Origin of the sequence: Bradyrhizobium altum (assembly GCF_020889705.1) — a bacterium.
Classification (GTDB): Bacteria; Pseudomonadota; Alphaproteobacteria; order Rhizobiales; family Xanthobacteraceae; genus Bradyrhizobium; species Bradyrhizobium altum.
The window spans coordinates 1-9,535 of sequence record NZ_JACMYP010000311.1; the positions used below are offsets into that span (position 1 = coordinate 1).

At 64.4% G+C, this 9,535-nt stretch carries 10 protein-coding genes; 5 read left to right on the forward strand and 5 right to left on the reverse strand.

All coding sequences use genetic code 11. The annotated features are described in order from the left end of the window. Nucleotides 1-115 precede the first annotated feature (115 nt). A complete protein-coding gene (locus H8B02_RS41310) occupies nt 116-1,078 on the reverse strand; it encodes an SMP-30/gluconolactonase/LRE family protein (RefSeq protein ID WP_229171428.1) in 963 nt (320 codons plus the stop codon). A gap of 113 nt (nt 1,079-1,191) precedes the next feature. Between H8B02_RS41310 and H8B02_RS41315 the strand changes: the two genes are divergently transcribed. Continuing rightward, nucleotides 1,192-2,013, forward strand: coding sequence for an NAD-dependent epimerase/dehydratase family protein (locus tag H8B02_RS41315; RefSeq protein WP_229171429.1), 822 nt, complete (start codon nt 1,192-1,194; stop codon nt 2,011-2,013). Here the strand turns inward: H8B02_RS41315 and H8B02_RS41320 are convergent, their stop codons facing one another. Beyond that, nucleotides 2,014-2,583: an invasion associated locus B family protein gene (locus tag H8B02_RS41320; RefSeq protein WP_229171430.1), complete on the reverse strand. Its 570-nt coding sequence runs from the start codon at nt 2,581-2,583 to the stop codon at nt 2,014-2,016. A gap of 34 nt (nt 2,584-2,617) precedes the next feature. Beyond that, complete coding sequence (locus tag H8B02_RS41325) at nt 2,618-3,310, reverse strand: GntR family transcriptional regulator (protein ID WP_229171431.1); 693 nt, start codon at nt 3,308-3,310, stop codon at nt 2,618-2,620. A 173-nt stretch (nt 3,311-3,483) separates the two neighbouring features. On the opposite strand from H8B02_RS41325, the gene H8B02_RS41330 reads away from it, so the two are divergent. The 4 genes from H8B02_RS41330 (at nt 3,484) to H8B02_RS41345 (ending at nt 8,440) form a co-directional block, all read left to right on the forward strand. Beyond that, nucleotides 3,484-5,187: an IlvD/Edd family dehydratase gene (locus tag H8B02_RS41330; RefSeq protein WP_229171432.1), complete on the forward strand. Its 1,704-nt coding sequence runs from the start codon at nt 3,484-3,486 to the stop codon at nt 5,185-5,187. Between the two features lie 164 nt (nt 5,188-5,351). Continuing rightward, the gene (locus H8B02_RS41335; RefSeq protein ID WP_376711772.1) at nt 5,352-6,353 is read left to right on the forward strand and encodes a TRAP transporter substrate-binding protein; all 1,002 of its coding nucleotides are present in this window, start codon (nt 5,352-5,354) and stop codon (nt 6,351-6,353) included. A 165-nt stretch (nt 6,354-6,518) separates the two neighbouring features. Further along, the gene (locus H8B02_RS41340; protein ID WP_229171433.1) at nt 6,519-7,103 is read left to right on the forward strand and encodes a TRAP transporter small permease; all 585 of its coding nucleotides are present in this window, start codon (nt 6,519-6,521) and stop codon (nt 7,101-7,103) included. Then, on the forward strand, nt 7,100-8,440 hold the full coding sequence (locus tag H8B02_RS41345; protein ID WP_229171434.1) for a TRAP transporter large permease: 1,341 nt from the start codon (nt 7,100-7,102) through the stop codon (nt 8,438-8,440). Before H8B02_RS41340 ends, H8B02_RS41345 begins: the two co-directional genes overlap by 4 nt. On the opposite strand, the gene H8B02_RS41350 is transcribed toward H8B02_RS41345, so the two are convergent. Together H8B02_RS41350 and H8B02_RS41355 are read right to left on the reverse strand one after the other, a co-directional pair. Next, nucleotides 8,400-8,843 carry a histidine phosphatase family protein gene (locus H8B02_RS41350; protein ID WP_229171435.1) on the reverse strand — a complete coding sequence of 148 codons (444 nt, stop codon included), beginning with the start codon at nt 8,841-8,843 and terminating at the stop codon, nt 8,400-8,402. The genes H8B02_RS41345 and H8B02_RS41350 overlap by 41 nt on opposite strands. 4 nt (nt 8,844-8,847) lie before the next feature. Next, nucleotides 8,848-9,535: enoyl-CoA hydratase/isomerase family protein (locus H8B02_RS41355; protein WP_229171436.1), on the reverse strand; the 688-nt coding region annotated here is incomplete at its 5' end.

The window sequence follows — 9,535 nt, forward strand, 5'->3', positions numbered from 1 at the left end:
ACCACAGGCCCTCGTTTTGCGAACAATGCGGCCCCAGCGTGCCAAGCCAAGATCCATCGGTGGTTATGGGTCCCGGCCCCAAGCGCGCAATTGCGCACTAAGGCGGGACGACAAGCTAACCGCCGAGCGCGCCTTGGGTGTTGACGTAGAGCGCATAGATCGACTGGCTTGCCGCCATGAACAGGCGGTTGCGCTTCAGTCCGCCGAAGCAGAGATTGGCGCAGCGCTCCGGCAGCGCGATGCGGCCGATCATGACGCCGTCGGGCGCGAACACGACGACGCCGTCGAGCTCGGGATCGCCCATGCCCCAGCCGCACCACAGATTGCCGTCGATGTCGCAGCGCATGCCGTCGGGCGTGCCGCGGCCGGCATCGATGAACACGCGCTTGTTCGCGATTGTCCTGCCGTCGGCGGAAACGTCATAGGCCAGGATCTTGCGGTTCGGCTCGCCGCGGGATTCCACGACATAGAGGATCTTCTCGTCCGGCGAGAAGCACAGCCCGTTCGGGCCGAGCACGCCCTCGGCGACGATGCTAGCCTTGCCGGTTTCGGGATCGAGCCGGTAGACGTTGGGCTCGATCTCCGGATCGGCCTTGTAGCCCTCGTAATTGCCGAGCAGGCCGAAGATCGGATCGGTGAACCAGATCGCGCCGTCGGATTTCACCACGACGTCGTTCGGCGAGTTCAGCCGCTTGCCGCCGAAGGAATCGATCAGCACCGTAATCGATCCGTCATATTCGGTGCGCACCACGCAGCGTCCGCCATGCTCGCAGGTGATCAGCCGGCCCTGGCGATCGCGGGTGTTGCCATTGGCGAAGTTCGACGGCTTGCGGAAGATGCTGACCGCACCGGTCTCTTCTTCCCATTTGAGGATGCGCTGGTTCGGGATGTCACTGCACAGGAGGTAGCGGCCGTCGCCGAACCACACCGGCCCTTCGGCCCAGCGCAGGCCGGTGGCGATGCGCTCCACGGCGGAGAGCTTCAGCCAGTATTTCTCGAAGCGCGGATCGAGCGCGTGGATCGCGGGATCGGGATAACAGGTCGCGGGACGCCAGCCGGCGGAATGAACATCGGACATTTGCTGTTCTCGTTGTTGTGTTTCGATGGTGTTTCCTTGAGCGCATGGTTTGCTATCATTGTCGGCCTGCGACCGCAATTCGGCTGCAGCAAACAGGAAAGACGAGGGACGGCATGCCACGCATATTGATGACCGGCGCATCGGGGGGAATCGGCACGAGCCTGCGCAAGCTGCTGCCGCCGATCTATCCGGATCTCCTGCTGAGCGACATCAAGAAGCCCTCCGATCTCGGCAGCAACGAAAAATTCAAGGCGGCCGATCTCGCCGATCTCGCCGAGGTCGAGGCGATCTGCGAGGGCGTCGACGGCATCCTGCATTTCGGCGGCTATTCGGTGGAAGGTTCCTGGGACGCGATCCTGCAGGCCAACATCATCGGCTGCTACAATCTGTTCGAGGCGGCACGCAAGAAAGGCGTCAAGCGCGTGATCTTCGCCTCATCCAATCACGCGGTCGGCTTCTACCCGCGTCATCACCGCATCGGCAGCGACGTCACCGCGCGGCCGGACAGTCGTTATGGGGTGAGCAAGGTGTTCGGCGAAGGCGTCGGCGCGCTCTATGCCGACAAGCACGGCATCAAGGTGACCTGCATCCGGATCGGCAATTTCGGCGAGGCGCCGCTCGATCACCGCAGGCTCTCGATCTGGCTCAAGCCCGAGGATCTGGTTCAGCTCTGCCGCATCGGGCTCGAACATTCCGACATCCATTTCGAGGTGCTGTACGGCGCGTCCTACAACGAGCGCTCGTGGTGGGACAATCACCGCGCCTACGATCTCGGCTATCGTCCGAGCGGTCGTGGCGAAGACTTCCGCGAGCACGCGATGGCCGAGCAGGCCAAGCTGCCGCCGGACCCGGTCGGCGACTTCTACCAGGGCGGGGCGTTCTGCAGCATGGAGTTCGACGGCGACAGGACGAGGGTGATCGACTGGAAGAAATGACTAGTCGTCGCACTGCGGCAGTTGCTTCACGGCCTCGGTGTGCTGGCGCTGCGGCTCATTCGAGCTTTGTCCCGATGCCTTGGGTACGCTTCCGGGTCCATTATAGGTCTCGGAGAAGTGGGCGAGCGGGAAGTTGAGGCTGATCTTCTGTCCAGTCAGGTTCTTCGCTTCCACCACGATCGTTTGCGCGTGCTTCAGCCGATCGATCAGCTCGCCATTGGCCTCCAGCGTGCCGCCGCAGCCGAGCGTGTAGCAATGCGTCCTGGCGATCTGCATCGGTTCGTCCTGATCGATCCGCAGGCTGATCGTGCCTTCCAGCATGGTCCGCGTTCCGACATTGGCGGTGAGCAGCGCGCGCGTGCTGGTCTGCGGCGAGACGCTGATGGACCCGCCCGACGGCGCGCACTGGCCGCGCGCGGCGGCGGCGACGAAGCAGCTCGCCTCCGTCAGGCAGGTCTTGGTCCAGGGCTCATAGGTGAGCTCGGTCGCACGCGGATCGGCCGCGTTGGCAATTCCGCCAAGCGCGAGCTGCACGGCGATCGATCCCATCAACAAAGCCACGTAGCGCATCGCCGTCTCCTGCACGAGGAGGCCGCGTATCGCGCTATTGCGGCTTTTTGTCGTTGGAGATGCGGACGAGATAGTCGGCCTTGCTGTACTGCATGTGATCGACGCAGAGCTGCGCCAGCGCCCAGCTGTCGCGGCCTCTCAAGAGCTCGATCATCAAGTCGTGCTGGCGGCGCGACAATGCGAGGCCTTCGCTGTCGGCGAGGTTCTTGGCGCGCATCGGCAACGTCAGGTTCATGTAGTCCTGCAGCGACCGGACGAGGTAGGGATTGCCGCAGGCGGAGAACAGCGCGAGGTGGAACGTATCGTTGGTTTCGTGAATGCCGCGCATGTCCTGCGCGTCGGCCATGAGGCAGTAATGCCGTTGCAGCTCGCTCAATTGGTCGATCAGGCTGTCAGGCGCGGGCAGGGCGATCATCAGCGCGGCCTGGCGCGTCAGCATCTCGCGCACCTCGTAGATCTGCCGCACTTCCTCGGCCGAATAGAACCGCACCGTGGCGCCGACGTTCTTCTCGCGCAGCACGATGCCCTGGCGTTCGAGCTGGAACAGCGCCTGGCGGACGAAATGCCGGCTCGCGCCGTAGCGCTGCATCAGGGTATCCTCGACCAGCCGCAGGCCGGGCGCGAAGCGGCCGAAGATGATGTCCTCCTCCAGCCGGCGGATCACTTCCGCCTGTTCCTCCTCCCGCGAGGGGGTCTGGATATCGGGCAAGGTGGGCTCGGCTTTCATGCGCTCTCGGCTTCGGGGCGATGCCTGAGGTCAGCATGACGCCGTGGCTATTGTCAATAATGAGGGCGGATTTGCCGCAGACTAGCCACGCTCGGCCGCAAAATTATCTCATATTGACAATAATTCCTGCCGCTCCTTAAGTGCGGCCAACCAACACACGGGAAGAGAAGAAAATGGCCGACGGACTTCGCAAGGGACTGACCAGCTATGGCGACGCCGGCTTCTCGCTGTTCCTGCGCAAGGCTTTCATCAAGGCGATGGGCTATTCGGACGATGCGCTCAATCGCCCGATCGTCGGCATCACCAACACCTACAGCGACTACAATCCCTGCCACGGCAACGTTCCGCAGATCATCGAAGCGGTGAAGCGCGGTGTGATGCTGTCGGGCGCGATGCCGTTCGTGTTCCCGACCATCTCGATCGCCGAGAGTTTTGCGCATCCGACCTCGATGTACCTGCGCAACCTGATGGCGATGGATACCGAGGAGATGATCCGCGCCCAGCCGATGGATGCGGTGATCGTGATCGGCGGCTGCGACAAGACCCTGCCAGCACAGATCATGGCCGCCATCAGCGCCGATCTGCCGACGGTGGTGATCCCGGTCGGGCCGATGGTGGTCGGCCATCACAAGGGCGAGGTGCTGGGCGCCTGCACCGACTGTCGCCGGCTGTGGGGCAAGTATCGCGCCGGCGAGATCGACGATGTCGAGATCGAGGCCGTGAACGGCCGTCTCGCGCCGTCGGTCGGCACCTGCATGGTGATGGGCACGGCTTCCACCATGGCCTGCATCACCGAAGCGCTCGGCCTGTCGCTGCCGATGAGCGCGACGATCCCGGCGCCGCATGCCGAGCGCTTCCGCTCCGCGGAGGCCAGCGGACGCGTCGCCGCCGAAATGGCGAAGACCAAGGGACCGAAGCCGAGCGAGATCCTGACGCCGTCGTCGTTCCGCAACGCCCAGGTCGTCATGCAGGCGATCGGCGGCTCGACCAACGGGCTCATTCATCTCACGGCGATCGCCAACCGCTCGCCTTACAAGATTGATCTCGAGGCGTTCGACAGGCTCGGCCGCGAGGTGCCGGTGCTGGTCGACCTCAAGCCGTCGGGCGAACACTACATGGAGCATTTCCATCATGCCGGCGGCGTGCCGAAGCTGATGGCGCAGCTCGGCGACCTCATCGACCTCGATGCCCGGACGATCACCGGCCAGACCTTGCGCGAGGTTGTGGGCGGCGCGGAGAACGTGCCGGGGCAGGATGCAATCCGCTCCAAGGCGAACCCGATCAAGTCCGAAGGCGCGATGGCGATCCTGCACGGCAATCTCGCGCCGCGCGGTGCCGTCATCAAGCAGTCGGCGGCCAGCCCAAAGCTCTTGCAGCACACCGGGCGCGCCGTGGTGTTCGAGTCGGTCGAGGACATGACGCTGCGGGTCGACGATCCCGCGCTCGACGTGACCGCCGCCGACGTGCTGGTGCTGCGCAACGCCGGCCCGAAGGGCGCGCCCGGCATGCCGGAGGCGGGCTATCTGCCGATCCCGAAGAAGCTCGCGCGCACCGGCGTGAAGGACATGGTCCGAATCTCCGACGCGCGGATGAGCGGCACGGCGTTCGGCACCATCGTGCTGCACATCACGCCGGAGTCCGCCGTCGGCGGTCCGCTCGGCCTGGTGCGGAACGGCGATATGATCCGGCTCGATGTTGCCAAGCGCAGCATCGATCTCCTGGTCGACGAGGCCGAACTGCAGAAGCGTCGCGCCGCGCTCGCTCCCGCCGGCACGCCAGATTGGGCCAAGCGCGGCTACGCACATCTGTTCAACGAGACCATCCTGCAGGCCGACGAGGGCTGCGATTTCGACTTCATGCGCGCCAAGGGGAAGTAACTGGCAAGCAACGCGCGTCGTTCGGCGAAGTTGTCGAATTATCGATAATTCCAGCGACGCAATGCGTGATAACGCCTGAGGCCGTTCAATTACCTCTGTTTTATTGACAATCCCGCGGGACTGGTGGGATGATCGCGTCAATCAAAAACAGGGGGAACGTCGCGATGGGCTATTCAGCCAGGATCGTCGGGATCGCCATGGCCGCGGCAGCGCTGCTGCTGCCGGCGCGCGCCGGCGCGCAGGAGGTCAAGCACTTCCGCTTCGCCTACGACCAGCCGCGCAACACCGGCTATTCGGTCGCCGGCGATCTGTTCGCCGAGAAGCTCAAGGAATTGAGCAAGGGGACGATGATCGTCGATCAATATCCCGGTGCGCAGCTCGGTCAGGAGCCGCAGCTGCTGCAGCTCGTGAAATCAGGCGATATCGAGTTCGCGATCGTCTCCTCCGCCAACACGGCGACGATCTCGCCGCAGGCCGGCGTGATGTCGCTGCACTTCCTGTTCCGCAACGACGCCCATGTGATCAAGGCGCTGGCGGACCCGCAGGTGTTCGACGCCATCAGGACGATGATCGACGAGACCGCGCAGGGCCTGCATGTGATCGGCACCGGCTCGCAGGGCGTGCGCCACATCTACAGCAAGAAGGAAATCCACAACGTCGGCGACCTCAAGGGCGTGAAGGTCCGGGTGCAGGCGACCGCGACCGAGGACACCATGTTCCCGGCCTATGGCGCGCAGACGGTGCACATGCCGTTCGGCAGCGTCTACACCTCGCTGCAGACCGGCGTGGTCGACGCCGCCGAGAACAGCATCAACGTCTATCTCGTCAACAAGCACTATGAGGTCGCGCCCGTGCTGTCGATCACCGAGCACGAGGCCAACAATGCGCTGCTGTTCGTCTCCGACAAGCTCTGGCAGAGCCTGTCCGCCGAGCAGAAGCAATGGGTGCAGGCCGCCGCCAACGAGGTCAGCGCCAAGGAGCCGCAGAAAGCCTTCGAGCTGGAGCGGAATGCGCTGACCAAGCTGAAGTCGTTCGGCGTCAAGGTGGTCGATGACGTGGACAAGAAGAGCTTCACCGCGATCGCCGATCCCTATCTCGACAAGCTCGCCAAGGAGCTCGGCCCGCACGCGGAGAAGATCAAGAACCTGATCCGCGCTATCAACTAGCCCACTTCATGCGTCGTCCCGGCGAAAGCCGGGACCCATGCGCTGGGGCCCGTCATTGACGCACCGGGCCGCCGTTCTTTCTCAAATCAACAGGCGCCTATGGGTCCCGGCCCCCGTGCGCAATTGCGCACTAGGCCGGGACGACCTACGAGGACGGAGCATTCGATGGCCATCGCCGACAGACTGGTGCTGCAACGGCAGCGGCATCTGAAATGGCGGGCGCTGGATCGGCTCGAGCTGATCCTGATGATGCTGTGCGGCCTGTTGTGCTTCGGCTTCTCGCTCTCGGTGACCGCCGACATCGTCACCCGCACCGTCGGTCATCCCTGGCTGTGGCTGCAGGAGGTGACCTCGACGCTGTTCATCTACGCAATCTTCATTGGGGCCGCGGTCGCGACCAGGCGCAACGATCACCTCTATCTCACCGCGCTCTCGGAGGCGATGCACGGCAGGTCGCGGCTGGTCGTCGAGATCGTCATCCGACTGGTGGTGTTGGGCGTTGCTTTCTGCCTGGTCTGGTACGGTTATCAAAATTACCTTCGCGGCTTCGGCAGTTTCCGGCTGCCGTCCGGCACGCCGATCGCATCACTCTATGCGGTGATTCCACTGTCCGGCATCCTGATCGGCCTGTTCACGGTCGAGCAGCTCGTCAACGGCATCCGCAACGGATTTGAGCATCCGGAGCCGCCGGACGAGGATCTTGCGATTCCCGCGATCAACACCAGTGCGACCACGGGAGTGCAGCCGTGAGCGCACCGGTCGTGCTGGTGTTGATGTCGTCCTGCTTCCTGTTCTTCGGTTATCTCGGCGTGCCGGTGCCGTTCTCGCTGATGGCGGGCGTGTTCATCGGCGCGGCGCTGTCGGATGTGTCGCTGGCCGCGATCGTCCAGAAGATCTTTGACGGCGTCGATTCCGAGGCGCTGCTGGCGATCCCGTTCTTCCTGCTGGTCGGCGAACTCATGAGCTCGGCGAATGTCGTGGTCCGCATTGCCAACCTGTCGGTCTCGCTGGTCGGTCACATCAGGGGCGGGCTGTCGCAGGTCGTTGTCGTGTTCAGCATGTTCTTTTCGGAAATGTCGGGCTCGACCACCGCCGATGTCGCTGTGATGAGCCGGGCGCTCGGCGGGCCAATGCGGCGGGAGGGCTATGAGCCGGCCTTCATCGCCGCGATCATCGCCTCGGCCTCGACGATCGCGGCGCTGGTGCCGCCGAGCATCACGGCCGTGGTCTATGGCGCGGTCGGCAATGTCTCGATCGCCGGCCTGTTCATGGCCGGCGTCGTGCCCGGCCTGATGATCGGCTTCGGGCTGATGATCTATTGCTATTTCTTCGGGCCGTCGGGCCTGCGCAAGCCGCGGGCGGCGCTGCGCCAGATCGCGTTCGCCGCCGGCGACGCCGCGCTGCCGCTGATGATCCCGGTGATCCTGCTCGGCGGCATCCTGACCGGCTGGTTCACGCCGACCGAGGCCGGCGTGGTCGCGGTCGCCTACATCATCCTCGTCGTGATCCCGGCGCTGAACCGCGGGCACCTGAAAAAGATCCCGTATGACTTCTGCCTGGCCGGTCTGATCTTCTCGCTGCCGCTGATCACGATCGGCGCGGCGAACGCGTTCGGCTGGATGCTGGCCTATCTGCGCGGCGCCATCTACATCGCCGACTGGATCACCTCGATCGCCGGCAACGATCCGCACCTCATCATGCTGCTGATGGTGCTGCTGTTCACCGTGGTCGGCGACTTCATCGAGCCGGTGCCGACCATCATCATCTTCATGCCGCTGGTGAACGCGCTGACCCAGGCAGGCGACATCAATGGCGTGCATATGGGCGTCGTGCTGATCGCGACGCTGGCCTTCGGCCTGATCACGCCGCCGTACGGGCTCGTGCTGCTGATGGCTTCGAAATTCGTCGGCGTCAGCTTTGCAAAAGCGCTGCGGGCGGCGCTGCCGATCTACGTCGTGTTCCTGGTCACGATCTGCTTCACGATCTATTTCCCGAAGGTCGTGCTGTGGCTGCCCAAGCAGGTCATCCCGGAATCGGTCGGCTGCTTCAAGGCGCCCGGCGGCACCGGATACATCTGCCCGAACTAATCGAGCTGCTCCAGCTTCCAGCCATCGCCGTTCCGCACAGAGCGGAACGGCGTCCCGTGTTGGGACTCGAAGAAGCCGCCGCAGAGGACCTGCGCCATCGCATCGTCTCGCGGATCGACTGGCCCTCCAGGCTTCCGAAATCGCACTCGATAATGCCGGCATCGATGCTCACCTCTTTGCCCAGCGCTGCCGCCACGGCCTCCGCCGTCTGGACGGCGCGGCGCAGCGGGCTTGCAACGATCGCGGCCACCGCAACGCCCGCAAGGCGCTGGCCGGCGACGCGCGCCTGCGCGAGGCCGGCCTCGTTCAGAGCATTGTCGGTCAGGCCCTGAAAGCGGCCTTGCCTGTTCCAGTCGGTGGTCCCGTGCCGGAGGCACAGGAACGGGCGCGAAGGAAGCGCCACGCGGTCACTTCGACTTGCCGGTGAACTTCTTCACGGCGACGCGGAAATCCTCGGTATGCATCGACGTGATGATCTTGTGTTCCTCGGCGTCGAGCTGCTGCTTGGTCGGCGTGGTGGCCGCCTGATAGACCAGCGACTTGGTCCCCGCGATCGCGGCGGGCGGATTTTTCGCCAGGCGCTCGGCGAGCTGCCGGGTGGCGGCCTTCAGCTCGGTTGCCGGGACGGTCTTGACGACCAGCCCCCATTCATAGGCCTGCTGCGCGGTGAAGCCATCCTCCGCAAGGAAAATCTGCAACGCGCGACGGGTCCCGACGGTACCGACGATGCCGACCGTGCTGCCGCCGTCCGGCGATACGCCGATCTTGGCATAGGCGGGCGTGAAGCGCGCATCCTCCGCGGCGATGCACAGGTCGGTCACGAAGGCGAGGCCCATGCCGGCGCCGGCCGCCGACCCATGTACGCTGGACAGCACGATCTTCGGCATCCGCCGAACCGTCTCGATGAAGGCATGGTAGTGATGAAGCATCTCGCCGACCACGGGCGCGATGTTGTTGGCTTCGGTCGCAGCACCGATGGTCTGCAGATCGCCGCCGGCGCAGAAGGCGCGGCCTTCGCCCTCGATGACCAGCACGCGGACGTCCTTGTTGGCTTCGACCTCGGCGCCGAGTTGTTCGAGCCTTTTGGCGATCGTC

Excerpts from the sequence above, each read along its gene's own strand:
- H8B02_RS41310 (WP_229171428.1), bottom strand. The coding sequence starts at position 1,078 with ATGTCCGATGTTCATTCCGCCGGCTGGCGTCCCGCGACCTGTTATCCC.
- H8B02_RS41315 (WP_229171429.1), top strand. The coding sequence starts at position 1,192 with ATGCCACGCATATTGATGACCGGCGCATCGGGGGGAATCGGCACGAGC.
- H8B02_RS41320 (WP_229171430.1), bottom strand. The coding sequence starts at position 2,583 with ATGCGCTACGTGGCTTTGTTGATGGGATCGATCGCCGTGCAGCTCGCG.
- H8B02_RS41325 (WP_229171431.1), bottom strand. The coding sequence starts at position 3,310 with ATGAAAGCCGAGCCCACCTTGCCCGATATCCAGACCCCCTCGCGGGAG.
- H8B02_RS41330 (WP_229171432.1), top strand. The coding sequence starts at position 3,484 with ATGGCCGACGGACTTCGCAAGGGACTGACCAGCTATGGCGACGCCGGC.
- H8B02_RS41335 (WP_376711772.1), top strand. The coding sequence starts at position 5,352 with ATGGGCTATTCAGCCAGGATCGTCGGGATCGCCATGGCCGCGGCAGCG.
- H8B02_RS41340 (WP_229171433.1), top strand. The coding sequence starts at position 6,519 with ATGGCCATCGCCGACAGACTGGTGCTGCAACGGCAGCGGCATCTGAAA.